This is a genomic window from Nocardiopsis halophila DSM 44494 (assembly GCF_000341245.1).
In the GTDB taxonomy this organism is placed as follows: Bacteria; Actinomycetota; Actinomycetes; order Streptosporangiales; family Streptosporangiaceae; genus Nocardiopsis_A; species Nocardiopsis_A halophila.
In genome coordinates this window covers 18,864-44,459 of the sequence record NZ_ANAD01000157.1, presented here as the reverse complement: position 1 = coordinate 44,459, position 25,596 = coordinate 18,864, and the positions used below count along the sequence as shown (strand labels likewise).

Sequence of the window (25,596 nt, the reverse complement as noted above, 5' to 3'; positions counted from 1 at the left end):
CGAGGAGGTGGTGCATTTGTGGCATGCGCCCCCGAACGGGGAAAAAGGTGCGGATGCAATTCCGGAAAACCGCCTGTCCGAATCCGGGCGGCCCCTCGCCGCGCACATGGTCGCGGCGATGGACGCGGCCGACGCGCTCTGGGACGGCCGCCTCTCCCCGGCCTTTCGCGACGGACTCGCCGAGGGCATCGGCGCGGCGGCCGGCGGCGCGGGCGGCCACGACGCCGCCCGGGCGCTGTTCCGCTGGCTGGCGGCCCTGTCCGGCCTGGGGCGCTGCACGCCCGGCTACCAGGCCCTGTGCGGCGCCCGCTTCTCCGGGGGCGGCGCCGCACCGGTGCCCATCGCCCCCCGCCTCGCCCGGCACGACCGCGCAACGTCGCTCCTGACGGCCTGGTTCCTCAGACAGGAAGGGTGGACGAGTGAAGCGGCGGAGTGGGCCGGATATGCGGCCGGAGGGTGGAAAGCCGATTCCGCGTACGCCTCTGAGTTCGCCTCTGACCCCGGGGCGGATTCGCGGGCCGAATTGGGCGGTGAAGGATGGCGCTCCGTCCAATGGGAGCTTTTTCAGAGCATGACCAGTGCGGCGGGGGTCCCGCTGGAAATGCTCGCCCGACACGTTCCCCCTGTCGGCGTGCAGCTCGCCTGTTCCGGGGCCGTCATCCTCGCCGACCGGCTCGCCGCTCAGGAGGAGCCGCCCACAGTATTCGGCGCCTCCCCGGGTCCCCCGTCGTACACGCCGCGTCCGGACGCCCGCGCGGATCGGTCCCCGGTCCGGGCCGCGGCCTTGGAGGCCGCGTTCGAGGCCGAGTCCCCGTTCCTGATGGTGGTCGACCTGCCCGCGGACGAGGGCGCCGCAGCGGCCTCTAAGGCCGCCAAGGCCTCCGTGCCCTCGGACGCCCTCGCGGGCTCTGAGGTGTCCGAGGGCATCGATGCGGCCTTCGCGGCCGCAGAGGTCATGGCGGCGAAGTTCGGACTCGACGGCTTCTTCTATGCCCTGCCCACCCGCACGGCCCTGGAAGCCGCGGTCGATCGCGCTTTAAGGGAGCACCCGGGGAGTCTGAAGGGGGTGGGCACCCTCGACCAGCTCAGGCTGGACCAGGCCGACACCGGCGACCCCCGCGTGATGCTCCGCCAGCTGACCCTGGTGACCCGGGCGGTGATCATCGACGCGACCGCCGTGCCCCGTGGACCGCGGTCGGTGCCCTGGGGCGTCCCACCGGTCCTGGGATGGCTCGGACGCAACCGCGTCCCGGTGGTCCTCATGGCGGCCGGCCTGCCCGAGGGGGCGAGGGGCGCGCTCTTCGCCGCCTACACCGGCGACGGGCGGGTGCGCCCCAGGAGGGCCGCCCCCTCGCCGGTCTTCTGGGCGCCGGCGTCACAGGGCGGGGCGCGTGCCGCCTGAGCGCCGCACGGTCACGGGAGCGGCACCGTCAGCCCGGGGCGGGCGACGGTCGTCGGGCCCTGGAACCCCTTCGCCGCGGCCCTCTCCGCCTCGATCGCGGGCGTCCCCGGCCACAGGTGGGTAAGGATGAGTCGGGCCGCGCCGGCCTGGGCCGCGTACCGGCCGACGAGCTCCGCGGACAGCAGGTAGGGCGCTTCGAGGACCGGTACGCGGTCGATGAAGGTCGCCTCGCACAGCAGGAGGTCGGCCCCCGCGGCGAGCTCGCCGATGTGCGGGCTCGGCCCGGTGTCGCCGGTGTAGGCCAGGACCGTCCCCGAGGCGGTCAGCCGCATGCCGGCGTTGGGGACGTGGTGCGGCAGCCGCCGGGTCTCGGCCAGGAAGGGGCCGACGGTGAAGTGCTCCCCGGGCTCGAACGCGCGCAGGTCGTAGGCGGTGTCCACGGCGGTTCCGCGGTCCAGCGCGAGGACGGCGTCGACCGCGCCGTGCGGGGCGTGCACGGCCAGCGGCGGCGCGGGCGGGTCGGCGTAGGCACGGGCCCGCAGCAGCGGGGCGAGGTCGGCGCAGTGGTCGGGGTGGCCGTGGCTGACCAGGACGGCGTCGACGCCGCCGGGCGGGACGTGCCCCAGCAGCCGCGGAAGGACCGCGAACCCGGGGTCGATGAGCAGGCGGAACCCGTCGTGCACGAGCAGGTACCCGCTGCAGGCCTGGGCGGCCGTCGGCCAGGCACCGCACCCGCCCAGAACCGTGAGCCTCATGCACCGCGACCCTATCCCGCCCGCGGGTCCGCGGCCACGGCCACGGACCGGGGCGGCGCGTCGGGCACCGGGCCCTCGACGGCGCAGCACCGGGGGACGCAGCACCGGGGGACGCAGTACCGGCGGCGCCGGCCCCGTCGGCCCCGTCGGCCCCGTCGGCCCGGACGGCCCCGCCGGTTCAGCCCTCGATCATGGCCAGGCGCGCCAACTCCGGGTGGTGGAGCAGGTGGCCCGGACCGTGGGCCAGGTAGGACACGGCCACCGACAGCCACGGCACGGCCGGGCCCTGCCAGCGCAGCGGCTCGGTGTCGTTGAACAGCTGCACCAGGGCCCACTGGTCGAGCACCGGGTTGACCTGCATGTTCCCCGCGTGCCACCAGGAGAGCCACCGGGTGCCGTCGATGAGGGCCAGCAGGCGCCGACTGGTCACATAGACGGTGACGCGCTGGAACTCCCGCCACTGGGGCGCGGCCATGGCCTGGGCGCGGGAGCGCGCCGAGGCGTTCCCGATGGCCTGCGCCGTGAGCCCGGCGGCGACGAACAGCGGCGAGCCGAAGTAGAGGCCGTTGGACTGCTGATAGGCCACGTCCATGGCGTAGAAGCGCGAGTAGTCGGCCACCACCTCGGCGTGGGGCACCTCCCCGGGCTCCAGGCGGACCGGGACGAACGGCAGCTCCGGCAGCTCCATTCCGGACAGCAGGGCCTCACGCAGGTCGACGCCGCTCTCCCAGCCGGTCTGCCACATGTCCGACGCCTGCCGCCCCTGCGGCGCGTAGGGATCGCTCACCGGCGCTCACTCCCAGACGGTGGCCTGCACGGTCGCCGTTCCGGTTCCGCCCGGCGATGACACGGCCTCGATGTAGGCCACGCGTCCCTGGTCGGTCTGGACGCAGAAGCGGGAGCCGTTCGAGAAACCGGTACCGGTGCTCCCGTTGGTCTCGACGGCGTCCAGGCAGGCCGCTCGGTCCGGAGCCTCCCCGCCCTCGGGGAGCGGAGCGATGCCGCCGCCGGAGTTCTCGAACGCCACACCGTTGATGTTCGGGCGCAGGACGAAGTCGTACCCGTCGACCCTGTCCTCGACCACGAGGGGCGGATCGCCGTCCAGGTCCACGTAGGTCTGGGGGCTGACGACCTCGATGCTCAGCTCCTCATCGGGGCCGAACGCCACGGTGTCCTCCTGGGGCTCCTCGGCCGAGCCCTCGGCCTCTCCTTCGCCGGCCGCGGCGTCCTCCGCGCCGCCCGCACCGTCCCCGCCTCCCTGCGCGCCGGCGCCGGCGTCCTGGGAGGCGGACCCTTCATCCGCGCCCCGCCCCGCCACGACGAACACCACCGCCGCGGCGACGAGCACGGCGAAGCCGAGGAAGACGACCGCCACCACGAGCGCCTTGTTGCCGCCGCTCCCGCCGCTCGTGCCCTTCGGCGGTGCGGATCCCGGAGGGGGAGGCGGCGCGGGGTAGGAACGGCCGCCCTGGCCGGAGGAACCGGTGGAAGGGGGGTAACTCAACGGGATCTCCAACCCAGATCTTCGAGAGCGGCGCGTCCGCTCGCCCGCAGTCGCGGGCATTCTACGCAGCACGCCGTGCGGGGCCGAACCCGTGTCCGACGCCGCATCCCCGGCCCGGACACGGTCTCTCATCGTCCGAACACGGCGCTTGAGGGGGCGATACCGTACGGAACATACCGTTGCGGGCGTGCCGGTCCCCGGTGGCGGTGAAGCGAACCTGTTCCCTCGGGAGTTCATGCATGTTCACGGTCCACGTATCGAGGTCCGCCCGGGGGGCGGCCTCCGGACTCGACGAGATCCTGCGGCACCCCTCGTGTGCGGGCATGGACCTCTACCTCCACGTGGACCCGGGGCACTACACGGCCGACGGCGCGCACCTCATCGACCGGCATGTGATCGTGGTGCCGACCCGGGGCCCGGGGACGGTGTCGGTCTCAGTGGCCGACGACTCGGTGTTCGAGGTGCGCAGCGGGCGCCTGGAGCTGTACGGGGTCGACGTCGCGGGCCCCGCGCCGGGGCGGCCCGGGATCGAGCTGTACCCCGGGACCTCGTTCAAGGCCATGGACTGCACCCTGGACCTGGCGGTCGGGGTCATGGCGGACGCCGCCCCCGTCGACATCGAGAACTGCCGGATCACGGGCGGCACGGTGCTGCTGCGCGGCGGGGGCGGCCGCGTGGTCGGCACCGAACTGGACAAGGCCTCCCTGGAGGTGGCGGGGGAGGCCCGCGCCGAGCTGCACCGCCTCCGCTTCACCGGTGAGGCGCCCGGCCCCGCCCTCGCCGCCGCCGACCGCGCCGCACCGGACATCACGGAGTGCTCCTTCGTTTCGGCAGGAGGAGAGGAGGCCCCGGCCCTGGCCGCGGTCGGAGGATCCTCCCCGTCCGTGTCCGACTGCTCGTTCGAGGACCTCCACGGGCGGGCGGTCTGGGTGGGGCAGAAGTCGTCGGCGGCCTTCACCGGACTGCGGATCACGGGGGGCGCCCCCGAGCTGGAGGTCCTGCGCGTCGCCGAGGACTCCAAGGCCTCCTTCCGGGACTGCCGGGTCAAGGCCGCCAAGAGCACCGTCCTGCACGTCGACTCCGGCGAGGCGCGCGTATCCGGCCTGGAGGTGGAGGGCGCCGCGGGGGACGCGGTCCAGGTGGCCGGAGGGCGCCTCACCGTCGAGGGCGCACGGCTCCGAGAGGTGTCCGGCGTCGGGCTCAACCTCTACAACGCCCGTGCCGAGGTGCGGGACTTCGATATGCGCTGTTCCCCTGCGCCGGCGGGGCAGGAGCCCAGCCCCGCCATCCGTCTGGCCGGAGCGCGCGCGGACATCGAGCGGGCCACCGTCACGGGGACCGGCGCGAACGTCGGGGTGATCGCCCGCGACGGCAGCGCTGCACTGCGGTCGGTGGAGATCACCGGGGTATTGGCCGGGGTGCGGGTGCTGGAGGACGCCACGCTCAAGGCCGAAGAGCTGACCGTCTCCCGCTGCCACCGGAGCGCGCTGATGGTCGAAGCGGGGGGCTACTGCGAGGTCTCCGGAGCCGACCTGAGGGTCCTGGGCGGAGGGACCAACGGGGTCACCGTGGGCGAGGGGGGACGCGCAAGCGTCAAGGACTCGACCGTCGCCGGGGGCGAGAACGGCCTCGCGGTCATGGACGGCGGCACGGCCACCGTCGAGGACACCACCATCACCGGTGCGAACCGGGTCGGCGCCGGTGTCCAGGGCGGCGGCCGCCTGCGGCTCCTCCGCTGCACCCTGCGCCGCAACGGCGAGCGGGACCTGTACGCCGACTCCGGCGCCGTCCTCCAGGTCGACGACACCGAGTACGAGAAGGGCCCGCCCGAGCGGCCGGTGCGGGCCGCGGCCGACCCGGCGCGGAACGCGCCCCCCGCGCAGGCCGCGCCGCCCGCCGAGGGCGGCGTGCGCCCGCTTGAGGACGTCATCGCCGAGCTGGACGCGATGGTCGGGCTGGAGGGGGTGAAGAAGGAGGTGCGCGCGCTGGTGGACCTGCACCGGGTGAACGCCAAGCGCGCCGAGGCCGGTCTGCCGAGCCTCGACTTCAGCAGGCACCTGGTCTTCTCCGGCCCGCCCGGCACCGGGAAGACGACCGTCGCCCGCATCTACGGCCAGGTCCTGCGGTCCCTCGGGGTGCTGGACAAGGGCGGGTTCATCGAGGCCTCCCGGGCCGACCTCGTCGGCGAGCACCTGGGCGAGACCACGCGCAAGACCACCGAGCTGTTCCAGCGCGCCCGCGGCGGCGTGCTGTTCATCGACGAGGCCTACGCGCTCTCCCGCACCTTCGGCAGCGGCGCCGACTTCGGCCAGGAGGCCATCGACGCCATGATCAAGCTGATGGAGGACGCGCGCGACGAGGTCGTCGTGGTCTTCGCCGGCTACTCCGACGAGATGCGCGGGTTCCTCGCCGCCAACCCGGGGCTCAAGTCGCGGGTCTCGCGCACGGTCGAGTTCGAGAACTACACGCCCGAACAGCTGGCCACCATCTTCACGGCCGCGGCCGAGGGCAAGGGCTACGTCCTGGGCCGGGGGGTGCGGGACCTGGTGGTCCGGCACTTCCAGGGGCTCACGCGGGACGCGAGCTTCGGCAACGGGCGCGAGGCGCGGCGCATGTTCGAGCACGTGGTGCAGCGCCAGGCGAGCCGGCTGGTCGCCGACGGCACCACGTCGGCCGCCGACCTCACCCGGATCGTGCCGGGGGACCTGGAGGGCGCCGTCGACCCGGGGCTGACCGCCCGGGTGGGGGCCCCGCGCGACGAGCGGCAGGCCCAGGCCCTGATGGGGCGCCTGGAGGCCATGGTGGGCCTGGAGGGCGTCAAGCGCGAGGTCGCCGAGGTGACCAGCCTGATCTCGGCCGGGCGGCGCCGCCAGGCCGCCGGCCTGGAGGCCCCGCTGCCCTCGCGCCACCTGGTCTTCGCGGGCCCGCCCGGCACCGGCAAGACCACCGTGGCGCGCATCTACGGCGAGCTGCTGGCCGCTTTGGGCGTTCTCGCCCAGGGGCAGGTGGTGGAGGCCGCCCGCGCCGACCTGGTGGGCCGCTACGTGGGGCACACCGCGCAGCAGACCCGCGAGGTGTTCGAGAAGGCCCGCGGCGGGGTGCTGTTCATCGACGAGGCCTACGCCCTGGCGGGCCGCGGCGGCGGGAACGACTTCGGGCACGAGGCCGTGGAGACGCTGCTGAAGCTGATGGAGGACTACCGCGACGAGGTCGTGGTGATCGCGGCCGGCTACACCGACCGGATGCGGGACTTCCTGGCGGCCAACCCGGGGCTGGCCTCGCGCTTCTCGCGGACGGTGGACTTCGCCCCGTTCACGCCCGCCGAGCTGGTGGAGATCTTCGCCGCCACGGCGGCCGCCGCGGACTTCCTGGTGCCCGACGCCACGCGCGAGGCGGTCGCCGCGGTCGTGCGGGCGGGGCGGGAGCGGTTCTCCACCGGCAACGCACGCGAGATCCGCAAGCTCTTCGAGGACGGCGTCGCCCGCCACTCGCACCGGATCGAGCAGCAGGCCTCGGACGGACGGGAGCCCACGCTCGAAGAGCTGCAGAACCTGCTCCCCGAGGACGTCGCGCCCGGTGCGGGGGCGACTTCGGACACCGCCGCCGAGGGGGGTCCGTACACGCTCGGGCGGCGATAAGGTGGCGTTCCGTCCCCAGCACGACCACTCACAGAGAGCAGGCGGAAGAGGTGCGGGCGTCGAGTCTTCGCCGAGGTCCCCAGAGGTGCGGCTCCGAGCGGCACGGCCCTGAGCAGCACGGCCCCGAGCAGCACGGATCCGGTCCCCCGGCCGGGGGCGGGGTGCGCGGGCGGCCCTGGCGGGTGCCGCTGGCGGTGTGCGGCGCGGGCCTTCCCGCCGCGGTGCTCGCCGCCGCCTACCTGCGGGGCCACTCCGTCCCCGGCGCGCCCCTGGTCACGTCCGTGCTCCCGGACTACATCGAGACCCTGCCCTGGTTCGCCCACGGGCTGTGGGCGGGATGCCTGATCCTCCTGATCAGCAGCGTCCTGGTGTCCCTGCACGAGCGTGCGCGCATCCGCTGGCTGATGTGCGCGGCGGCCGGGGCCGCCGTGCTCGCGACGGCCCTGGCCGGCGCCATCACCTGACCGGGGCCGCCGCGGACGCCCCGGCGTCGGGCCCGCGGCGGCCGGGCCGGTCCTCGGGCCGGCCATCCGGTACGCCTTCGAGCCGTCCGTCGGATCAGCCGCAGGGCGGCCGTCGGATCAGTGGTCGGACACCGACAGCACCAGCTTGCCCTGGACGCGGCCGGTATCGCCCTCGCGGTGGGCGTCGGCGGCCTTCTCCAGCGGGAAGACGCCGGCGATCTCCGGGCGCAGGGCGCCGGAGTCCGCAAGGGCGCCGATGGCGCGCATCCCCGCCTGGTCGTGCTCGACCACCATCTCCGTGCCCCGCACGCCGCGCTCGCGGGCCTCGGAGGCCAGACGGTCGGTTCCGGTGGGCAGGATGCTGACCACGATCCCGCCCGGCCTGAGGACCTCCAGCGACCGCGGCGCGGTGTCCGCGCCCACCGTGTCCAGGACGACATCGGCCCCGCTCACGGCCTCGGCGAAATCCTGCTCCCGGTAGTCGATGACCTCGTCGGCGCCCAGGCTCTTGACGAAGTCGTGCTTGGGCGCGCTGGCGGTCCCGACGACGTAGGCGCCGCGCGCCTTGGCGATCTGGACCGCGAAGTGTCCCACCCCTCCGGCGGCGGCGTGCACCAGCACCTTCTGCCCGGCCTTCAGGTCGGCGGTGTCGACCAGGGCCTGCCAGGCGGTGAGCGCGGCCAGCGGCACCGCCGCGGCGTGCACATGGTCCAGCGAGGACGGCTTAGGGGCGAAGGCCCGGGCCGGCCCCACCGCGTACTCGGCGTGCGAGCCCGCGCCGTAGGCGTAGGGCAGCATGCCGAACACCTCGTCGCCCGGCCGGTACAGGGTCACCCCGATACCGGCCGCCACCACGACGCCGGATACGTCCCAGCCCAGGACGTACGGCGGATCGCCGAGGAACCGCCGGCCGCTGCGGTGCTTGTAGTCGGTCGGGTTCATGCCGGCCGCGCGCACCTTCACCAGGACCTGGCCCAGTCCAGGGGAGGGGACCTCCTTCTCCACAAGGTGCAGTACTTCCGGGTCGCCGTGAACGTCCTGGGAGACCGCCCGCATGGTCGCCGGGATCTCCGGCCTCGTCGTCGTGTCGTTGCTCATGGACACCAGAGTGGCGCAGGACGCGGGAGAAGGGAATGGCGGAAACGCCAACATCCGATACGATCCTGCCATGCACCACGTGGCCGTTCTCGCGCTCCCCGGCGTCTACCCCTTCGAGCTGGGGATCCCCGCGCGGGTTTTCGGGGCCTTGGGCCGCCTGTACGAGGTCGTCACGTGCGGCACGGGCGCCGGGAGCGTCCCCACCCGCGAGGACTTCGCGATCGCCCTGGAACACGGCCCTGAAGCGGTCGCGGAGGCCGACACCGTCATCATCCCGCCCTTCGACCTGTCGTCCCTGCTGCAGACCGGCGAGCCCCCGGCCGAGGCGGTCGAGGTGCTGGACAGGATGCGCCCCGGGGCGCGGCTGGTGTCGATCTGCACGGCCTCCTTCCTGCTGGCCTCGATGGGGCTGCTCGACGGGAGGCGCGCGGCCACCCACTGGCACCAGGCCGACCTCATGCGCCGCCTCTACCCGCGCGTGGAGGTCGACCCCGACGTGCTCTTCGTGGACGAGGGGCGCGTGCTCACCTCAGCCGGGGCCGCCTCGGGGGTCGACGCCTGCCTCCACCTCCTGCGCCGGGACCACGGCGCCGAGGCCGCCAACCGGGCGGCGCGGGCCTGCGTGGTCCCGCCCTGGCGCGACGGAGGGCAGGCCCAGTACATCGAGCGCCCCGTCCCCGAGGACGGCGAGGCCGGCACCTCGGCGACCCGCGAGTGGGCGCTGCGGCGCCTGGACCGGCCGCTCTCCGCGGCCGAACTGGCCCGGCACGCGCGGATGAGCGAGCGCACCTTCGCCCGCCGCTTCCGGCAGGAGACCGGGACCAGCCCGGGGCGGTGGCTCACCGCCCAGCGCGTCGCCCGCGCCCGGGACCTGCTGGAGGGAACCGACCTGCCGGTGGACCGGATCGCCGCCGATGTCGGCTTCGCCACCGCCGCCTCCCTGCGGCGGCACCTGCACGCCGCCATCGGCGTCGCGCCGCTGGCCTACCGGCGGACGTTCCGCGCCGCCTCCCCGGGCGGCCCCGAGCGGGACGGCGCCGCCCCGGGGGCGGGTCCGGCGCGGCGGACTATCGTGGAGGCATGAGCGCCGCGCCGCCGCCCGCCGACCCCGTCCTCCGCCGCCGCGATGAACTGCGGGGGTTCCTGCGCTCCCGCCGCGCCCGCCTCACCCCCGAGGACGTGGGGATGCCGGCGGCGGGCCGGCGCCGCACCCCCGGGCTCCGCCGCGAGGAGGTGGCCGTGCTCTCCGGGGTGGGGGTGTCCTGGTACACCCGCCTGGAGCAGGGGCGCGACATCAACGTCTCCGGCGGGGTCCTGGACGCCCTCGCGCGGACGCTGCGCATGGACGCGGCCGAACGCGAGCACCTCTACCTGCTGTCCGGGCTCAACCCGCCGCAGGCCGCGGCCGAGCCGGGCGCCCGCGTCCCCGACGAGCTCGTCCGGGTGCTGGAGTCCTGGTCGCCCCGGCCCGCCTACATCCGCGACCGGTACTGGAACCTGGCGGCGATCAACGACGCCACCGCCGAGGTCCTGGGGTACGGCGACGGCGACCACAACTGCCTGGTCACCTTCTTCACCAGCGCCCGCTACCGGGCGCTGGCCCGCCAGTGGTCTGCCGCGGCGCCCCGGGTCGTGGCCCGCTTCCGCGCGGACGCCGCGCGCCACCCGGACGACCCGGAGTTCTCCAGGATCGCCGCGGACCTGATGTCGGTGAGCGCGGAGTTCGCCGAGCTGTGGGAGCGCCACGAGGTCGCCGCCGCGACCCGCGCCGTCAAGGCGCTGGTCCACCCCGACGTCGGCGACCTGGTGTTCGAGGCGACGATGCTCGGTGTACCCGAGCTTCCGGGGCATTTCCTGGTGCTGTACAACCCCCGCCCCGGGACGGGCACGGAGGAGGCGCTGGAACGCCTCGCGGCGTCCGGGCGCCTTGCCACGGCGGGGCGGGCCTGAGCGAACCCGACCGAGCCTGACACTGCCAGTGTCAGGACCGTCAGGGGCTACCTGGCACACGGGGGCCGCGCCATGCTGAACCCATGAACGACACGTCCGCAATGCGCACGCGAGGATTCCAAGGGCACGACGTCGGGGCGGTCGGCCTCGGCCTGATGGGGATGAGCTGGGGCTACTCGGCCTCGGAGCGGGATGACGCGGGGTCTGTGGAGCTGATCCGCAACGCCGTCGGCATGGGGGTCTCCTTCATCGACACGGCCCAGGTCTACGGCTCCGGCCACAATGAGGACCTGCTCGGCCGGGCGCTGAAGGGGATCCGCGAGCAGGTCGTCCTGGCGACCAAGACCGGCCTGGCCGTCGAGGACGCCGCGAGCTACACGCTCAAGCGCGACGGGCGGCCCGAGCACGTCAAGCGCTCCGCGGAGGAGAGCCTGCGGCGCCTGGGGACCGACACCATCGACCTGTACTACCTGCACCGGATCGACCCCGAGGTCCCGCTGGCCGAGACCTGGGGAGCGATGGCCGAGCTGGTGGACGAGGGCAAGGTGCGCTACCTGGGGCTCTCGGAGGTCACCCGGGCCCAGGCGGCGGAGGCGCAGGGGATCCACCCCGTCGCGGCCGTCCAGTCGGAGCTGTCGCTGTGGACGCGCGACGCCCAGGGAGCCGAAGGCGGCACGGCCGGTGGCGGGGGCGGCCGCGCCGGGAGCGACGGGCCCGGCGACGTGGTCGGCTGGTGCGCCGAGAACGGGGCCGCCTTCGTCCCCTTCTCCCCGTTGGGGCGCGGGTTCCTCACCGGCGCCGTCAGCACCTCCTCCATCGAGGACGGGGACTTCCGGTCAGCGCAACCGCGCTTCCAGGAAGAGGCCATGAAGCAGAACATGCGCATCGTCGACGTGGTCAAGCGCGTGGCCGGGCGCAAGGGCGCGACGCCGGCGCAGATCGCGATCGCCTGGACCCTGGCCCAAGGGGAGCACGTCATCCCGATCCCGGGCACCAAGAAGATGCGCTACCTGAAGGACAACATCGGCGCCGCCGGCGTCGACCTCACCGAGGAGGACCTGCGCGAGCTGGACGCCGTCCCCGCGCCCGTCGGATCCCGGTACTGACCGGCGGTATCAGGGGGGGCGGCCCGGCCCCTTGGGGCCGCCCCCGGCACCGCCTCAGCGCCATCCGCGGACGATCAGGGTCAGCGCTCCGGTGAACCCCGCGCCCACGGCCGCCAGGTAGGCCGGGTAGTGGCGCCGCCGGCCGCGGGCGGCGGCGCCGAAGGCCGACAGGGCCAGGCCGGCGGTGAGGATCCTGGTGCCCCGGGCCCGGGCGCTCGCCTTGGCGAATCCGGCCGCTCCGAGGCCGTCGCGCCCGGCCCGGGCCGCGTACAGCTTGTAGGGGATGCCCGCCAGCGGCTGGTGGCGTACCCCGCGCGGGCCTTCGGCCGCCATCTGCTCCGCAACGGCCGTGCGCATCCTGTCGGTGGTCAGCGGCGCGGGGACGTCCACGCCCGCGCGCGCGAGGCCGTAGGCCGCGGCGCCCCCGGCGACGCTTCCCGCGGCGGCGGACGCCGCCAGCCGCGGCCCCGACCGGGGGTCGGCCACGCACAGCGCCGCCAGGGCCACCTCGGGGAGCACCGGCCACGACAGGGCTTCGGCGAAGCCCCACCCCGCCGCCAGGGCGGTTCCATACGGCGACCTGGCCAGCCGCGCCGCCCGCACGCGGAGCGCGGAGTCGTCGGCCGCACGGGCGCCCTTCTTCAGCGGTTCGGCCTTCAGCGGTTCGGCTGCACGCGGCTCACGCATGGGTCCGGTCCCCTCCCGTACTCTTCTCTTCGGTCCGCCCCCGGATCCCGGCGAGCATCCGACTGATCTGTTCCCTCGCGGCTCCGGTCCCCTCGGCAGGCGTGCCGAACCGCACCGTCACACGGGTGCGGGTGATGCCGCCGCCCTTGGGAAGCAGCGCGCGCGTGCCATCGATCGCCACCGGCACGAGGGGGACCCCCGCATGGGCGGCGAGCCGGGCCGCCCCGGAGTGGAAGCGGCCCAGGTCATCGTCGACCGAACGCGTCCCCTCCGGGTAGACGATCACCGGGCGCCCTGCATCCAGCACCGCACGCGCGGCCAGGAGGTCCGCACACCCGCCGCCGTTCCGCCGGACGGGGAACGCCCCGGTGAGTGCCTTGGCGGCCCAGGAGCGCGGGCCGTGGGCGAACCAGTAGTCGCCTGCCGCCGCGACGGCGGGGTTCGTCCGGGCGGGCAGGGCGGCGATCAGCGCGGCCGTGTCCGCGTGCGAGGAGTGGTTGGCCACCAGGACGCAGGGGCCCTTTGGGGGCCGGCCGACGGTGCGGAAGCCCCCGGTGGCCGACAGGGCCAGCCGCCAGAGGACGGCGCGGCCGACGGCGCCGGAGGAGAGAGGAGAGGCGGGTGTTCCGTTCATGACAGCACCAATCCGACGGGAAGGGCGAGCAGGAGCGAGTCGACGCGGTCCAGCAGGCCGCCCATGCCGGGCAGCCAGCCGCCGGCGTCCTTGACCCCCGCGTCCCGCTTGACCAGGGATTCGAGGAGGTCGCCGAGGGGTGCGGCGACGGCGACCGCCACCGCCAGGCCGGGCGTGAGCGCACCGAGCAGCGCCAGCACGGCGATACCGGCGGCGGCGCCGGCGACGACGCCGCCCCAGCGCTTGNCCCCGCCGACCCAGCCGCCGACGTCGGCGGCGGCGACCGCCGCGCACAGCGCGAACGCGGCCGGGCCGAGCAGCACCAGGCCGGCGGGGGCCGACAGCCACACCACGCCGAACACGGCGCGGCAGGAGCGGTGCGCCCCGGTCGCGGTGTCCCCGGCCGCCACCGGGACCAGCGCGGCGGCGAGCGCCCCGGCGGCGGCCGCACGCCACAGCTGCTCCGGCGCCAGCCAGGCGACCAGGGGCAGTGCCGCCACGGTTGCGGCGGCCACGGCGGTCTCGGGGGCGCGCAGGCCGGCCATGCGTCCGTACTCGGCCATGGCGACGGCGGCGATGGCCGCGGCGAGCACGGCGGTCGCCGGGGCGCCGAGGGCGAACGCGCCGCCGGCCACCGGGGCGATCACCGCCCAGCTGGCCCAGCGCCGGACCAGCTCGCGCCGGCGCGAGAGCCACACCCCCGCGCCGCTCACCCCCAGGGCCCCGGCCACATAGGGGGCCGCCTCCACCGCGCCGATCACCGTCGGCCCCCGGCCGTCGCGGCGCCCGCAGTATCCGCGGTGTTCGCGGCGCCCGTCGTGCCCCCGGCGTCCGCCGGGCCCGCCGTGTCCAGGGCCCGCAGCGCCCGTCGGACGCGGACCAGCCGGACGGCGGCCGTGACCAGCGACCCCGCGATCATCAGAGGGAAGACCAGGGCCGTGAACCCGGTCAGGGCCAGCAGCACGAACTGGGCGCAGCGCTCGGTCTTGCCCGAGGGGCCGCCCTGCAGGCGCGGCGCTCCGGCGGCGGCGCCCGCCAGGGACACCCAGGAGGGCAGGGTCGCCGCGAGCGCGGCGCCCAGCACCGGCGCGGCCGGGTAGGCGGCCAGGCACCCGGCCAGCACCGCGAACTCGGCCACGCGGTCGCCCACCTCGTTGTCGACGGCGCCGGCGCGGGTGCTGCGCCCGCTCTCCCGGGCGACGCCCCCGTCCAGGTTGGCGCAGGCGAGCCGGGCGACCAGCAGCGCGGCGACGGCGCCGGCGCACAGCGGGCCGGGCGGCACCGCGGCGACCACCGCCCCGGCGGCGCCGCCGAACGCGACCCCGCCCCAGGTGAGCACCGAGGGGGCCACGCCCCGGGCGACCAGCGCCCGGCGGACCGATGCCAGACGGTCGGCGAACCAGGGCTTGAGTGCGTAGAGTCCGTCCATGCCGACAGACTCGCCCGAAGGGGGCTTCCGCGGCATCGTCGCCGAAGCTCAGGCGCCCTGAGTAGAGCTACTCAGTACCCGCGTCGACGCTCTTCAGGGAAGTCGGGGTTATACCGGCCGGTACAAGGCCGACTTCCCCGAGAGCAACGCAATTCTCTGTGACGGTGTCGCCCGTTTCCCTCGGCCTGCTCCGTCACGGGCTCCCGGAGCGGCTCAGGGCGTCCACGTAGGCGTAGGCCCGTTCGGGGTGGAGGAACCAGGTGATCAGGTCGGCGGGGTCCTCGAAGGCCTCGGCGAACCTGTCGGCCAGCCCCTGGTCGCTCCCGGCCGCTCGGAGGACCTCCCACACGTGCGGGGGACCCTTCAGCATGACCTCGCTCCACGCCGTCACATGGCGGGCGTGCCTCCAGTAGGAGGCGAACGCGGCGTTCATGAAGTCCTCGTCGAACGGGCGCATGCCGTGGTCGACGATGGCGCGCCGGTAGCTCTCCGCACAGGCCGAGGCGGCGTTGGCCCCCTGAGAGGTGATCGGGTCGTTGGCCACGATCGCATCCCCCATGCCCAGCACGGCCCCTCCGCCGGGCAGGTGCCCCACGGGCTTGCGCACGTGCGGGGTGTAGCCGCCGCGTGCTTCGGCCATCGCGTCGGTCAGCTCCACGTCGAGGCAGCGCTCGTACATCCACGGGGCGTGGTCGCGCATGACCGAGAGCACGCCCTCCAGCACGTCGCCGGTCCGGCGCCAGCTCGGCACGGGCAGGTCCATGGGGCCGCCGGGCACGGCCTCCACCAGCAGGGCGTGGCAGGGCCCGGTCAGGGTGAGGGAGGGGACCGCGAGCACCTCGCCGACCCCCGGCACACAGGTGCGGTGCAGCACCTTCCCGGACGGGTGGTCCTCCATGCCGCGCAGGTAGGCCAGGGCCAGGGTGCGCTGAGGGGCGTCGAAGCGGGTGCGCTCGGTATCGACGGGGAAGAGCCCCGCCAGCTCGCTCTTGCCCGTGGCCAGCACCACGAGGTCGTAGGAGGAGCTGAACCACTGCAGGTCCGAGAGCGTGGCCCCGTGCAGGACGGTGCGGCCCCCGCGGCGCTCGAACTCCTCCAGCCAGGCGGCCATCTTCACGCGCTGGTCGACCGACTGGGCGGGCTCGCGCAGGGCCCCCGTCCACTGGGTGTCCAGAGCACCGTGCGTGTCGGCGACGCTCATCGCCACGCCGGTGATCGCCGGTGCCGTGGGCCCCCAGAACGCCAGGCGCCGGCGGCGCTCGCGCCGCAGGGCGTCCCCGAACAGGCACTGGGTGGACATCACCCGCCCCGAGCGCAGGTCGGCGGGGGACTGCAGGGTGAGCAGGGTGACGTCGTAGCCATCGTCGCGCAGGCCGAGCGCCAGTTGGAGGCCGGACTGCCCGGCGCCGACGATGAGGATCTTGCGCATGCCGCTCCCGTCGTTGGAAGGACCGCAATTGGGGAGTGTGGGGAGGAGAGGGGGCACGTCAAGGCCCGCCGGACAGGGTCCGGCGGGCCGAGCGGAGCGAGGCGGCCGCCGCCGTCGTCCGCCGGGGGCGCCTCGGTCGACGAGGCGGGCGCCCCGGTGGCTCAGCGGTCGGTCTTGGGGCCGTCGTAGGTCTTGGTGAAGAAGGTGCCGAGGATCCCGGCGATGAGCATCAGCGGAAGGCTGACGAACATCAGCACGGCGGCGACGGTACCGACCATAGGTGTTGTCCTCCGTTGTTCTGACCTGCGGCCGGGGAGCGGGCCGTGTCCCGCGCTTGCCGCCCCGGCGCTGTCGCCTCCGAGCATAGATCGCCTCGCGCGCGGGCGCGTTCGGCCCCCGGGGTTCGGCGTGGTGACCACGGGCACACGTGACCGCGGCCACGCAGGGCCGCGGCTTGGGGGCCGCGCCCTGTTGGATACCGTCGACCGCGTTCGGGGAGCGTCGGGACCGTGGAGGCGGCATGGGCGGTGTCATCACGGGCTTCGGGGTCATCGCGAGCATCATCGCCGCCGGGTACGTGCTCGGCCGCAGCGATGCGCTCGGGGCCAACGGGCGGGAGGTGCTGACCAGGGTCGCCTTCTCCGTGGCCACCCCGGCGCTGCTGTTCACCATCCTGTCCGGGTCCGACCCCTCCGTGCTCTTCTCCGCCCCGCTGGCGGTCACCGCCCTGAGCATGGCGGCGGCCGCGGCCCTCTTCGTCGCCGTCGCGGTGGTCCGCCGCTGGGGCGCGAGGACGGCCGGGATGGGGGCCCTGTGCTCGGCGTACGTGAACGCGGGCAACCTGGGCATCCCCATCGCCTCCTACGTCCTGGGGGACGCCGCCCTGGTGGCGCCTGTGCTGCTCCTGCAGCAGCTCGTGGTCACTCCGATCGCGGTCACCCTGCTGGACGCGGGGTCGCGGAGCCCCGGGGAGCGCGTCGGCGTGCTGACGGTCCTGACCACTCCGCTCCGCAATCCGATCGCCGTGGCGTCCCTGGCGGGCGTGGCGGTCGCGCTCTCAGGGCTGACCGTCCCCGACCCGCTCATGCAGCCGTTCGAGCTCGTGGGGTCGATGTCGGTGCCCGCCGTGCTGCTGGCGCTGGGCATCTCCCTGCACGGCAGCCCGTTGCCCGGGCGCAGCCCGGAGCGCGGGCCCGTGGTCCTGGCGGTCGTGCTGAAGACGCTCCTGCAGCCCGCGGCCGCCTGGGCGATCGGGACGTGGCTGTTCCACCTGGACGGGGAGATGCTGTTCGCCGTCGTCGTCCTGGCCGCACTGCCGACGGCGCAGAACGTGTTCACCTACGCCTCGCGGTACGGGGCGGCCACCACGATGGTGCGCGAGGCCGTCCTGCTGTCGACCATCGCCACCCTGCCCGTCCTGGTGGGCATCGCCCTGCTGCACGGGTGAGCGCGCGTCCGCGCTGCCCGGCGCCTGAGGGCACCTGAGAGCGCATCAGAGCGCGCCTGGATGTGGCCGGGCGTCGCCGGTCCTACCATGGTCGCCCCGCCGCCCTGGGAAGGAACCCATGACCGTCCTGAAATCCGTCGCCCTTTTCGCCGTCGCCGCGCTCTTCGAGATCGGCGGGGCCTGGCTCGTATGGCAGGGGGTCAGGGAGCACAAGGGGCTGCTGTGGATCGGGGCGGGGGTGATCGCCCTGGGGCTGTACGGGTTCGCGGCGACTCTGCAGCCCGATGCCCACTTCGGACGCATCCTGGCCGCCTATGGGGGCGTCTTCGTCGCCGGTTCACTGGCGTGGGGAATGGTCGTGGACGGGTTCCGGCCGGACCGCTGGGACATTGCGGGAGCAGTGATCTGTCTTCTCGGCGTCGCGGTCATCATGTACGCCCCGCGGGGGAACTGATCGTGTTTTCCGGACGTTGAGCCGAGAACGATTCCGCTGATAGCCGCACTCTTCATCCTCCCGGAGGTGCGATGGTGCCCCTCGACCCCCATTTCGGTTCCCCCACAGGCGTTCGGAACACCGGCGCCGCTGAGTACATCAACCCGTACGCGGCCACCACGACGGCGGAATTCCTCCAGGCCATGCGCGACTACCGGGCACGTGCAGGCGACCCCACGTTCGAAGAGATGGAGCACCGCTCGGGCGGGGTGTGCACCGCCCAGCGCTTCCGCTCCACGCTCGCCGGAAGGGCGATGCCCACCGTTGCCCTGGTAGGAGCGTTCATCACGGCCTGCGGGGGTGACGCCGAGGCCTGCGGTGAATGGACCGCGGCCCTGCGCTACCTCAGGGACAGGCTCACGTCCTGATCCCGCAGGGGTGCATGCGCCGGCGGGGCGCGGAGGGTTCCGCGCCCCGCCGTCCTCATCGCCTGAGGGCCCGTCTCCCGGCCCCTCAGCGCGCGTGCGGTCAGTCCAGTCGGGTGATGCGCCCTGCGCCGCCCTCGGGATAGTCCTCGGCGGTGACGGTGCCGTCCAGGTCCTCGCGCAGGTACTCCGAGAGCGCCTGCTGGTGCACCGTGCCCACCACGGTGTAGTCGGCGCCGCGGAACGGGTACTGGTCGCCGCCCGCGGCCGAGAAGTCCACGGTGGCCACGGTGATCGGCGGGCCGTCGACCACCTCCCCGTCGCGGACGATCGGCGTTCCGTCGGCCAGCTCGGCCTCGCGCACCCTCTCGCCCTCGGTGAGCACGTTCCCGTCGTCGTCGAGCTCCTGGGCGGTGCGGGAGGCGTCGTAGTCGAAGGAGACCCCGGCGACCTGGGCGAACCTGCCGTCGGCCGCGGGCATGCGGGACACCCCGTTCTCCAGCAGCTCCTTGACCTGCGTCCGCGGGATCTCGGGGACGACCGCGACCTGGTTGGTGAACGGGACGATGGAGAACGTGTCCAGTTCGCTCACCGGGCCGGCGGGGATGACCGAGTTGTTCCGGATGCCGCCGCCGTTCTGCAGGGCGATCTGCGGTTCGGGGACCCCGTACTCCCCGGCCTTGGCGCGTGCGGCGGCCAGCACGGCGTCGGCGACCAGGTTCCCCAGGTTGGTCTCCCGGGTGCGCACGCCCGGATCGCGGACCCCGTTCAGCGGGACCTCGGAGTCGGCGGCCACCTGCTCGGCCAGGTCGTCCACGTAGGCCTGGACGGGTTCGTGCACCTCCTTCTGGACGGCCGGGTGCGGTTCGACCGCGTCGCCGCCGGTGCCCGAGACGCGCACCGGCCCCGAGCGGTCGGCGACGCCGATCAGTTCCCCGTCCGAGTCGAAGTCGGCGACCAGCCGTCCGACGTACTTGTAGTCGGAGTTGGCCTGGACGACCGGCACCTGCGCGCCGCCGGAGTCGTCCACCCAGAGGGGGTAGCCCATGGGCTCGCCGGTCCCGGGGTCCTCGGTCACGGTGTCTCCGGGGACCAGCGGGGTGTCCGGGCCGGCCTGGACCTCGCCGCCGCCTCCCGCGATGACGATGTCGACGTCGCGGAGTTCGTGCACCAGCGCGCGCTCGTTGCCGATCCCCTGCAGGTGCGAGAGGAGGATGACCTTGTCGACGCCGTCGTCGGTGAGGTCGTCGACCGCGCCCTGGACGGAGGCGCGCAGGTCGGGGTCGATGGTGACGTCCCTGGGGCTGGAGATGGACGGCAGCTCAGGAGTGATCGCCCCGACGACGCCGATCTCCTCGCCGCGCTCCCTGAGGACGGTGCTGGGGACGATGGCGCCTTCGCCGGCCAGCTCCGCCAGGCGCTCCTCACCGGACACGTCGGCGTTGGCCGACAGGAAGGGCGCCTCGCCCCCGGCGTCGCGGTAGGCCTCGATGTAGTCGGCGTAGAAGTCGGGGCCGAAGTCGAACTCGTGGTTGCCGAAGGCGATGGCGTCCCAGTCCGTGTGGGCCGCGGCCACGGCGTCGTAGAAGGGCGCCCCTTCCTGGCGGGCCGCGGAGAGCTCGGGGCCGGCCAGGTACATGTCCCCGGACGAGAGGGTGACCACGCCGCGGCGCTTGGACTCGCCGGGGCGGGCGGCCCTGGGGGAGGACTCCGCCGCCCGCAGGTCCTCGACCAGCGAGGTGAAGCGGGCGGCGNCGGCCCCGCCGTAGTCGGGGTCGGCGGGTGCGCCGAGCAGGGCGGATTCGAGGTCGTTGGCGTGCAGCACGGTCAGGGTGTAGTCGGCCTTGCGGCCGTCGGGGCCGTGGCCCGGTCCCAGGCCGCGGCCCGGGTCCGCGGCCGCGGGGGAGGCACCGGCCGTGAGGGCGGCCGCGGTGAGCAGCGCCACGGGGGCGGCGGCGCGGCGCAGGGGATGGTCGGACATGCGCTCACTCTCGATGGAAAACGATTACATACGCACTGTCGGTCCGGAATTCTAAGCTGGCGGTATCGGCGGGGGAAGGTATCGGGAGGAGAAGATCCGGTGACACCAGGGCAGTTCATCGATGCGGCGCTGTGGTTCCCCGAGACACGGGAGACCGAGCCCTTCGGGCCGGGGGTCCTCGTGTACAAGGTGCGCGAGAAGGTGTTCGCGCTGCTCATGCCCGAGTCGGGGGACCAGCCCGCGCGCGTGTCCCTCAAGTGCGAGCCGGGGCTCGCCCTGGAGCTGCGCGCGCAGTTCCCCGCCGTGGTCCCCGGCTACCACCTGAACAAGCGCCACTGGAACACGGTGCCCGTCGACGGCGGCGTCCCCGACGAGGAGCTGGCGGAGATGCTGCGGCACTCCTATGAGCGCGTCGTGGCCGGGATGCGCCGGGCCGACCGCGACCGGCTCACGGCCGCCCTGGGCGAGGACCTGCCCCCGGTGCCCGGCGCCGCCGGGTCGTGAGCCGGAGTCGTGGGCCGGTGCCGTGAGTCGGAGCCGTGCGTCAGAACAGGCGGCGGGGCGGCTTGGGCGGGTGGACCGCCACGTCGGTCCAGTCCCGGTCGAGCACCGCCCGCACCGCCGCGGGACGGTTCGGGTGCCGCTGCAGGTCCTCCCCCAGCGCGCGGTCCAGCGCCTCGGGCGCCGTCGGCCGCGATCGCGGGTCCTTGGCCATCGCCGCCTCGACGAGGCCCTCCAGCTCCGGCGGCAGGTGGTCCAGGTCGGGGGCCTCGCGGACGGTCCGGCGGGCCAGCTCCGTCGGCTCGGCGACGCCGAAGGGGTCGCGCCCCGCGGCGGCGAACGCGACCAGCGCGCCCCACAGGAACACGTCGGAGGCGGCGGTGACCGGGCGGCCCCTGTACTGCTCGGGGCTGGTCCACCCGGGCGTCCCGAGCCGGTCGCGGGGTCCGGGCAGCTCCTCGGGCGGTTGCGGTCCGGCCGGCTCGGGCAGCCCGATGTCGCGCACGGCCCGCCGGTAGCGGCGGACCCGGATCCAGCGGGTGGCCTCCTCGCGCAGCCCCAGGTGCGCGATGCCGAAGTCGAGGAGCTTGGGGCCGGAGGCGGACAGCACCACGTTGCTCGGCTGGAGGTCCCGGTGGACCACCCCGGTGCCGTGCACAGCCCTGAGGGCGTCGGCGGTCCCCACCGCCAGCGCGCGCACCATCGCCGCGCGCAGCCGCCCGTGGCGGTCGACGTGGTGGCGCAGGGTCGGCCCGGGGACGTACTCGGTCGCCAGCCAGGGGAGCTCGGCCAGTACGTCGGCGCCGACGAAGCGCGCGACGCAGGGACTGTTCACCCGGGCCAGCAGCCGCGCTTCAGCGGCGAAGCGTTCCCGGAACCGGGTGTCCTCGGCGTGGCGCCGGTGGACGACCTTGACGGCCAGATAGCCGCGCAGCCCTTCTCCGGTGGCGGCGTAGACGGTGCCCATCCCCCCGGAGCCGATGCGGCCCACCACGGTGTAGGAGCCGATGCGCCCGGGGTCGTCGGGCAGTAGGCGGCCCAGCCTCCGCGGCCCGCGGGCCTTCATCGGCGGACCGCCGGGGGCATGCGACCAACTCCCAATGTCCGGGGACGGCGTCAGCGGCATCCTACGGCCAGGGAGGCGCGGCCCACAGCCCGATCTGGGCGCCCAGCAGGGCGGCGGCGAAGACGGCGCCGAGGAGGACGTAGAAGACGAGACAGCCCATGCAGCAGGAGTGGCGGGAGGTGCGGGCGGCGAGGACGGACAGGATGAGGAGGAGCAGGAGGACGCCGAGGGCAGCGACTACCATTCACGGTTCCTACCCGTGGGCCCGGCCCGGCCACCGGTCGTGGCCCAGTCGTTACCGGTCCCGCGGGTCCGGCCGCTTCGATCGCTCCGGCCGGGCGAACCCCTCGGTGATCTCGACGGCCAGCTCCAGCAGCGCCAGGGCGGAGGGCGCGCGCAGGTCCGCCAGGTCGATCGGGCGGCCCGAGCCCAGGTGCTGGTCCTCGGGGAGCTGGAGCGCGCGGGCACAGCGCTCGCCCATCTGCCGCTCCAGGTCGTCGGTCTCGGGCGAGGAGCCCGGCCCGCCGGAGGGGCCCTTGGCGAGCACCACGACGGCCGACTCCGCGAGCGGTCCCGGGGCGGTCCCGTTCACCTCGTCCAGGACGTTGGCGGCCGCGATCGCGCCGTCGCGGGTGGCGGGGGTGACCAGGACCAGACGGGTGCAGCGCCCCAGGAGCACCGGGACGCCCGGGCGCTGCAGTCCGCTGCCGGCGTCGACCAGCTGCAGCGGGTAGTGCCGTTCGACGGCGTCGGAGATGCGGCGCAGGCTCTCCATGCCCAAGGGACGCGAGGCGGTGTCGTCGGGGGCGGAGGCCAGCACGTCCAGGCCGTAGGTGGTCTGCGCGGTGAAGCGGTTCATCTCCGAGTAGCGCACGGCCGCGTCGGGTGAGGCGATCAGCTCTTGCATCGGGAGCTCGGCGTGCCACTTGAGCGCCATGCGCTCGGTGATCGGCGCGCGCTCGGGGTCTCCGTCGACGGCGATCACCCGGTCGCCGCGGTGGGCGGCCAGCACCGAGCCGAGCCCCAGCGCGACCGTGGTCGTGCCCACCTCCGCGCCGGTACCCAGGACCACGATGGACTGGTGCTCGTCGGGCAGGGGGGCGCGGCCGACGGCGGCTTCGAGCTCTTGGCGCCGCTGTTCGGTCTTGGAGTCCCCCGGATTGATCCTGCCGCCGGTGACGGTGTACAGCGCGCGGCGCCAGCCGCCCTTGGGGGCGGGGCGCTCCCGGCGGATCAGCGTGTCCGCACTGAGCTCGGAGTACGGCACGGAGGCGGACGCGCCGGAGTCCTCGCCGTCGGCCGCCGGCTCGGGTTGGGGGGATCGAACTGACACCGCTGGACTTCCTAGGGATCGACTGGTGAACGGGCCCTGTCCGACGGCATTTTACGCAGTGTCGCGGATGGGGGACCGGTCGGGTTCGTCCCGACTTCGCCTCCGGGGCGGCCGGGGCGAACCGCAGCGGTCCGGCGGCCGTCGGAGGGGACGGGCCCGAAACGGCGGCCGGCGTGGCCGCCGCACCCGGGCGAGAGAGGACGGTCGAATGTACCCGCAGTACCCCGGACACCACCAGTACGCCTATCCGGCACCGCCCCAGGAGCCGCCGCCGCTGCCCGGTACGGTCACCGCCGTGCGCGTGCTCATGTTCCTGGGAGGCGGCCTGGGCGTGCTGGCCGGCGTGGGCGTGGCGGTGCTCTTCGGCGCCCTGCTGGGCGTGGACCCCAGGCAGGTCGAGGACCTCTCCGAGGCCCAGGAGACGGTGCTGCAGGTGCTGAGCGAGGAGGGGATCGACCCGGCGGCCATGGCGGTCGTCCTGGGGCTGGCCATCGGCGTCCCGCTGGTCACCGGGCTGATCTCGCTGTTCCTGTCGGCGGTGGCCGGTCGCCGGTCCCGGCTGTGGCTCTGGTCGATCGTGGCGTTCCAGGCGCTGCTCGCGCTGGGGTGGGCGCTCCAGCTGCTGCTTTTGAACCTGCTCGCGCTGGTCCCGCTGGTGCTGTGCATCGTGAAGATCGCCCTGATCACCGGGGCGGACGCACGGAGGTACTACGCGTCCTGAGCGGGGCCCAGGCGCCGGCGCGCCTCGGCGAGCCTGCGGTCGTGCTCGGACTCCTCGGGCAGGGCGGCCAGCATCGCCGAGGCGCGCTCCTGCAGGTCCGCCTGCGCGGACCGGTCGGTGAAGACATAGAAGCGGTCCTCCCGGACGGCTGTGAGCACGAGTTCCCCGACGTCCTCGGGGGCCAGGCCGCACTGTTCGACGACGGTCCGCATGCGCTCGTCGTCGATCCGGGTGCGCTGCCGCTCGGAGGTCCCGCCCGGCATGCCGGCGATGCCGTGGTCGATGATGCGTGTGCGTACGCCGCCGGGGCACAGCACGGTCGTCCGCACGCCCAGCCGGGCCAGGTCGGGGTCGGCGTGCAGCGACTCCGACAGGGCGATCACGGCGGCCTTGGCGGCGCTGTACTCGAAGAGGCGGCCGCCGCGGACCCCGGCGGTCGAGGCGGTGTTCACCACGTGGCCGGGGCCGCCGCGGGCGATCATCCGGGGCAGGAACACGCTCACCCCGTTGAAGACCCCGCCCAGGTCGGTGCCGAGGATGTGGTCCCACACCGCCGGGCTGGGGTCGGTGACGGACGCGGTGCCCAGGACTCCGGCGTTGTTGCAGAGCACGGTGACGGGGCCCAGACGCGCCTCGGCGTCGTCGGCGGCCTGGGCGAAGGCGTCGCGGTCGCGTACGTCGAGCGGGAAGGTCTCGGTGCGGGCGGTGGCGGAGAGCTCGTGGCGGGCGGCGTCTAAAGCGTCGGCGTCGATGTCGGCTAAGGCGAGATCGGCCCCTGCCAGTGCGAAGGCGCGGGCCATTCCCAGACCGATCCCTTGTGCGCCGCCGGTGATGAAGATCGTCTTTCCTGCGACGTCGGTCATGCCGCTCCCTGTTCCGGGTTTCTTGGCAATTATGGGAGAGGCGGAGGGGGGAGGGGCGTTCGGAGGTCGACTTCGTCTGTTATGGGAGAGGCGGAGAGCGGCTTCTTAGGGATGCGGTATTCGGAAGTGACACCGGCCGAATGAGGACAGGGGCACGGTTATGGGGCGGCCGCAATTGCGGCCGCCCCGTCGTTCAGGAGTGAGGGGCGGCCGGCGGTCCGGCCGGGCCTGGCGGCCGTGGCGGACCTGAAGGCCTGTGCGGCCCCGGCGGCATGGGGTGCCCTGGCTGCCCTGGCGGCATGGACGGCTGCTGTGGCGGCCGCGGGGGGTACGGAGCGTTCGGGGGACCAGGGGGCCCAGCAGGGCCAGGAGGCATCGGACCCGCTGCAGGAGAGGGGGGAGACTGCCCCTCGGCCCTTCCGCTTCCGGCGAGCGAGACCAGGATCAGGACGACCGCGGCGGCCCACAGGAGCAGCGAGGCGACCGTCTGGACGGCGGCCGCCGCTTCGACCGACTCCGGCAGGAGCAGTGTGTCGTACAGGAAGGCCATGGTGTAGACCCGCCACCCGGCGAAGACCAGGGCCGCCACGATCAGCAGGGCCCCTGCCGCGCGGACCGGCCCGGTTCCGGACGGCGCCTTGCCGCCGCGCGCGAGGGCGATCACCCCGACCACGGCCGTGAGGGCGTCGAGGAGGAAGTACAGGACGGATTGGAGCATCATCGGCCTCTC

Annotated in this window: 26 protein-coding genes; 11 read left to right on the top strand and 15 right to left on the bottom strand. The window is 74.3% G+C overall.

All coding sequences use genetic code 11. The annotated features are described in order from the left end of the window. Positions 1–16: 16 nt before the first annotated feature. Entirely contained in the window at positions 17–1,402 is a 1,386-nt protein-coding gene (locus D450_RS0118405; protein WP_275041900.1) for a CRISPR-associated helicase/endonuclease Cas3, read from the top strand. 11 nt (positions 1,403–1,413) lie between these two features. Here D450_RS0118405 and D450_RS0118400 read toward each other — a convergent pair whose 3' ends face one another. The 3 genes from D450_RS0118400 to D450_RS0118390 form a co-directional block, all read right to left on the bottom strand. Next, positions 1,414–2,157, bottom strand: a complete 744-nt coding sequence (locus tag D450_RS0118400) for an MBL fold metallo-hydrolase (protein ID WP_017540124.1) — start codon at positions 2,155–2,157, stop codon at positions 1,414–1,416. Between the two features lie 178 nt (positions 2,158–2,335). Next, positions 2,336–2,944: a hypothetical protein gene (locus tag D450_RS0118395; protein ID WP_017540123.1), complete on the bottom strand. Its 609-nt coding sequence runs from the start codon at positions 2,942–2,944 to the stop codon at positions 2,336–2,338. 6 nt (positions 2,945–2,950) lie between these two features. Continuing rightward, positions 2,951–3,661, bottom strand: coding sequence for a hypothetical protein (locus tag D450_RS0118390; protein WP_241483204.1), 711 nt, complete (start codon positions 3,659–3,661; stop codon positions 2,951–2,953). Positions 3,662–3,900: 239 nt separating this feature from the next. Here D450_RS0118390 and D450_RS35240 point away from each other — a divergent pair, with 239 nt between their 5' ends. Next, complete coding sequence (locus D450_RS35240) at positions 3,901–7,299, top strand: AAA family ATPase (protein ID WP_017540121.1); 3,399 nt, start codon at positions 3,901–3,903, stop codon at positions 7,297–7,299. 50 nt (positions 7,300–7,349) lie between these two features. Further along, positions 7,350–7,763 carry a hypothetical protein gene (locus D450_RS0118380; RefSeq protein ID WP_241483203.1) on the top strand — a complete coding sequence of 138 codons (414 nt, stop codon included), beginning with the start codon at positions 7,350–7,352 and terminating at the stop codon, positions 7,761–7,763. A 117-nt stretch (positions 7,764–7,880) separates the two neighbouring features. Here D450_RS0118380 and D450_RS0118375 read toward each other — a convergent pair whose 3' ends face one another. Then, a complete protein-coding gene (locus D450_RS0118375; RefSeq protein WP_169541696.1) occupies positions 7,881–8,861 on the bottom strand; it encodes an NADP-dependent oxidoreductase in 981 nt (326 codons plus the stop codon). Positions 8,862–8,931: 70 nt separating this feature from the next. Between D450_RS0118375 and D450_RS0118370 the strand changes: the two genes are divergently transcribed. From D450_RS0118370 to D450_RS0118360, 3 genes are all read left to right on the top strand, one after another. Beyond that, on the top strand, positions 8,932–9,945 hold the full coding sequence (locus tag D450_RS0118370) for a GlxA family transcriptional regulator (RefSeq protein WP_017540118.1): 1,014 nt from the start codon (positions 8,932–8,934) through the stop codon (positions 9,943–9,945). Further along, positions 9,942–10,811 (top strand): helix-turn-helix transcriptional regulator, encoded by an 870-nt coding sequence (locus tag D450_RS0118365; protein WP_017540117.1) that lies wholly within the window; start codon positions 9,942–9,944, stop codon positions 10,809–10,811. The genes D450_RS0118370 and D450_RS0118365 overlap by 4 nt, the downstream gene beginning before the upstream one ends. Before the next feature lie 101 nt (positions 10,812–10,912). Next, positions 10,913–11,917 (top strand): aldo/keto reductase, encoded by a 1,005-nt coding sequence (locus D450_RS0118360; protein WP_017540116.1) that lies wholly within the window; start codon positions 10,913–10,915, stop codon positions 11,915–11,917. 54 nt (positions 11,918–11,971) lie between these two features. Here D450_RS0118360 and D450_RS31895 read toward each other — a convergent pair whose 3' ends face one another. The 5 genes from D450_RS31895 to D450_RS0118340 form a co-directional block, all read right to left on the bottom strand. Continuing rightward, a complete protein-coding gene (locus tag D450_RS31895; protein ID WP_051063621.1) occupies positions 11,972–12,604 on the bottom strand; it encodes a hypothetical protein in 633 nt (210 codons plus the stop codon). Continuing rightward, a complete protein-coding gene (locus tag D450_RS31890) occupies positions 12,597–13,238 on the bottom strand; it encodes a lysophospholipid acyltransferase family protein (RefSeq protein ID WP_051063620.1) in 642 nt (213 codons plus the stop codon). The genes D450_RS31895 and D450_RS31890 overlap by 8 nt, the downstream gene beginning before the upstream one ends. Continuing rightward, a complete protein-coding gene (locus tag D450_RS0118350; protein WP_449289473.1) occupies positions 13,235–13,936 on the bottom strand; it encodes a phosphatidate cytidylyltransferase in 702 nt (233 codons plus the stop codon). Before D450_RS0118350 ends, D450_RS31890 begins: the two co-directional genes overlap by 4 nt. 59 nt (positions 13,937–13,995) lie before the next feature. Beyond that, a complete protein-coding gene (locus D450_RS0118345; protein ID WP_017540114.1) occupies positions 13,996–14,667 on the bottom strand; it encodes a CDP-alcohol phosphatidyltransferase family protein in 672 nt (223 codons plus the stop codon). A gap of 193 nt (positions 14,668–14,860) precedes the next feature. Then, positions 14,861–16,096 carry a styrene monooxygenase/indole monooxygenase family protein gene (locus D450_RS0118340; protein ID WP_017540113.1) on the bottom strand — a complete coding sequence of 412 codons (1,236 nt, stop codon included), beginning with the start codon at positions 16,094–16,096 and terminating at the stop codon, positions 14,861–14,863. A 520-nt stretch (positions 16,097–16,616) separates the two neighbouring features. On the opposite strand from D450_RS0118340, the gene D450_RS0118330 reads away from it, so the two are divergent. From D450_RS0118330 to D450_RS0118320, 3 genes are all read left to right on the top strand, one after another. Next, positions 16,617–17,543, top strand: coding sequence for an AEC family transporter (locus tag D450_RS0118330; RefSeq protein WP_017540111.1), 927 nt, complete (start codon positions 16,617–16,619; stop codon positions 17,541–17,543). A 118-nt stretch (positions 17,544–17,661) separates the two neighbouring features. After that, positions 17,662–17,997 carry a YnfA family protein gene (locus D450_RS0118325; RefSeq protein WP_017540110.1) on the top strand — a complete coding sequence of 112 codons (336 nt, stop codon included), beginning with the start codon at positions 17,662–17,664 and terminating at the stop codon, positions 17,995–17,997. Between the two features lie 71 nt (positions 17,998–18,068). Next, positions 18,069–18,404 carry a hypothetical protein gene (locus tag D450_RS0118320; protein WP_017540109.1) on the top strand — a complete coding sequence of 112 codons (336 nt, stop codon included), beginning with the start codon at positions 18,069–18,071 and terminating at the stop codon, positions 18,402–18,404. A 100-nt stretch (positions 18,405–18,504) separates the two neighbouring features. Here the strand turns inward: D450_RS0118320 and D450_RS35755 are convergent, their stop codons facing one another. Continuing rightward, entirely contained in the window at positions 18,505–19,449 is a 945-nt protein-coding gene (locus D450_RS35755; RefSeq protein WP_449289472.1) for a 5'-nucleotidase C-terminal domain-containing protein, read from the bottom strand. A gap of 1,032 nt (positions 19,450–20,481) precedes the next feature. On the opposite strand from D450_RS35755, the gene D450_RS0118310 reads away from it, so the two are divergent. Further along, complete coding sequence (locus tag D450_RS0118310) at positions 20,482–20,886, top strand: MmcQ/YjbR family DNA-binding protein (RefSeq protein WP_017540107.1); 405 nt, start codon at positions 20,482–20,484, stop codon at positions 20,884–20,886. Between the two features lie 40 nt (positions 20,887–20,926). On the opposite strand, the gene D450_RS0118305 is transcribed toward D450_RS0118310, so the two are convergent. From D450_RS0118305 to D450_RS0118295, 3 genes are all read right to left on the bottom strand, one after another. After that, positions 20,927–21,949: a serine/threonine-protein kinase gene (locus D450_RS0118305; RefSeq protein ID WP_017540106.1), complete on the bottom strand. Its 1,023-nt coding sequence runs from the start codon at positions 21,947–21,949 to the stop codon at positions 20,927–20,929. A 61-nt stretch (positions 21,950–22,010) separates the two neighbouring features. Next, a complete protein-coding gene (locus D450_RS0118300) occupies positions 22,011–22,193 on the bottom strand; it encodes a hypothetical protein (RefSeq protein WP_017540105.1) in 183 nt (60 codons plus the stop codon). Positions 22,194–22,244: 51 nt separating this feature from the next. Continuing rightward, positions 22,245–23,282, bottom strand: a complete 1,038-nt coding sequence (locus D450_RS0118295; RefSeq protein ID WP_017540104.1) for a MinD/ParA family ATP-binding protein — start codon at positions 23,280–23,282, stop codon at positions 22,245–22,247. Between the two features lie 208 nt (positions 23,283–23,490). On the opposite strand from D450_RS0118295, the gene D450_RS0118290 reads away from it, so the two are divergent. Beyond that, complete coding sequence (locus D450_RS0118290; RefSeq protein WP_017540103.1) at positions 23,491–24,003, top strand: hypothetical protein; 513 nt, start codon at positions 23,491–23,493, stop codon at positions 24,001–24,003. On the opposite strand, the gene D450_RS0118285 is transcribed toward D450_RS0118290, so the two are convergent. Together D450_RS0118285 and D450_RS33720 are read right to left on the bottom strand one after the other, a co-directional pair. Next, positions 23,991–24,866 (bottom strand): SDR family NAD(P)-dependent oxidoreductase, encoded by an 876-nt coding sequence (locus D450_RS0118285; RefSeq protein ID WP_017540102.1) that lies wholly within the window; start codon positions 24,864–24,866, stop codon positions 23,991–23,993. The genes D450_RS0118290 and D450_RS0118285 overlap by 13 nt on opposite strands. A gap of 193 nt (positions 24,867–25,059) precedes the next feature. After that, on the bottom strand, positions 25,060–25,587 hold the full coding sequence (locus tag D450_RS33720; RefSeq protein WP_026128630.1) for a hypothetical protein: 528 nt from the start codon (positions 25,585–25,587) through the stop codon (positions 25,060–25,062). Positions 25,588–25,596: the final 9 nt, after the last annotated feature.

Bases quoted from the DNA above. Each gene is read 5' to 3' on its own strand.
- D450_RS35240 (WP_017540121.1), top strand. From the start codon at position 3,901: ATGTTCACGGTCCACGTATCGAGGTCCGCCCGGGGGGCGGCCTCCGGA.
- D450_RS0118305 (WP_017540106.1), bottom strand. From the start codon at position 21,949: ATGAAGGCCCGCGGGCCGCGGAGGCTGGGCCGCCTACTGCCCGACGAC.
- D450_RS0118330 (WP_017540111.1), top strand. From the start codon at position 16,617: ATGGGCGGTGTCATCACGGGCTTCGGGGTCATCGCGAGCATCATCGCC.
- D450_RS0118290 (WP_017540103.1), top strand. From the start codon at position 23,491: ATGTACCCGCAGTACCCCGGACACCACCAGTACGCCTATCCGGCACCG.
- D450_RS0118285 (WP_017540102.1), bottom strand. From the start codon at position 24,866: ATGACCGACGTCGCAGGAAAGACGATCTTCATCACCGGCGGCGCACAA.
- D450_RS0118325 (WP_017540110.1), top strand. From the start codon at position 17,662: ATGACCGTCCTGAAATCCGTCGCCCTTTTCGCCGTCGCCGCGCTCTTC.
- D450_RS0118370 (WP_017540118.1), top strand. From the start codon at position 8,932: ATGCACCACGTGGCCGTTCTCGCGCTCCCCGGCGTCTACCCCTTCGAG.
- D450_RS33720 (WP_026128630.1), bottom strand. From the start codon at position 25,587: ATGATGCTCCAATCCGTCCTGTACTTCCTCCTCGACGCCCTCACGGCC.
- D450_RS31895 (WP_051063621.1), bottom strand. From the start codon at position 12,604: ATGCGTGAGCCGCGTGCAGCCGAACCGCTGAAGGCCGAACCGCTGAAG.
- D450_RS0118340 (WP_017540113.1), bottom strand. From the start codon at position 16,096: ATGCGCAAGATCCTCATCGTCGGCGCCGGGCAGTCCGGCCTCCAACTG.
- D450_RS0118300 (WP_017540105.1), bottom strand. From the start codon at position 22,193: ATGGTAGTCGCTGCCCTCGGCGTCCTCCTGCTCCTCCTCATCCTGTCC.
- D450_RS31890 (WP_051063620.1), bottom strand. From the start codon at position 13,238: ATGAACGGAACACCCGCCTCTCCTCTCTCCTCCGGCGCCGTCGGCCGC.
- D450_RS0118375 (WP_169541696.1), bottom strand. From the start codon at position 8,861: ATGAGCAACGACACGACGACGAGGCCGGAGATCCCGGCGACCATGCGG.
- D450_RS35755 (WP_449289472.1), bottom strand. From the start codon at position 19,449: ATGGGCTACCCCCTCTGGGTGGACGACTCCGGCGGCGCGCAGGTGCCG.
- D450_RS0118360 (WP_017540116.1), top strand. From the start codon at position 10,913: ATGCGCACGCGAGGATTCCAAGGGCACGACGTCGGGGCGGTCGGCCTC.
- D450_RS0118400 (WP_017540124.1), bottom strand. From the start codon at position 2,157: ATGAGGCTCACGGTTCTGGGCGGGTGCGGTGCCTGGCCGACGGCCGCC.
- D450_RS0118345 (WP_017540114.1), bottom strand. From the start codon at position 14,667: ATGGACGGACTCTACGCACTCAAGCCCTGGTTCGCCGACCGTCTGGCA.
- D450_RS0118365 (WP_017540117.1), top strand. From the start codon at position 9,942: ATGAGCGCCGCGCCGCCGCCCGCCGACCCCGTCCTCCGCCGCCGCGAT.
- D450_RS0118320 (WP_017540109.1), top strand. From the start codon at position 18,069: ATGGTGCCCCTCGACCCCCATTTCGGTTCCCCCACAGGCGTTCGGAAC.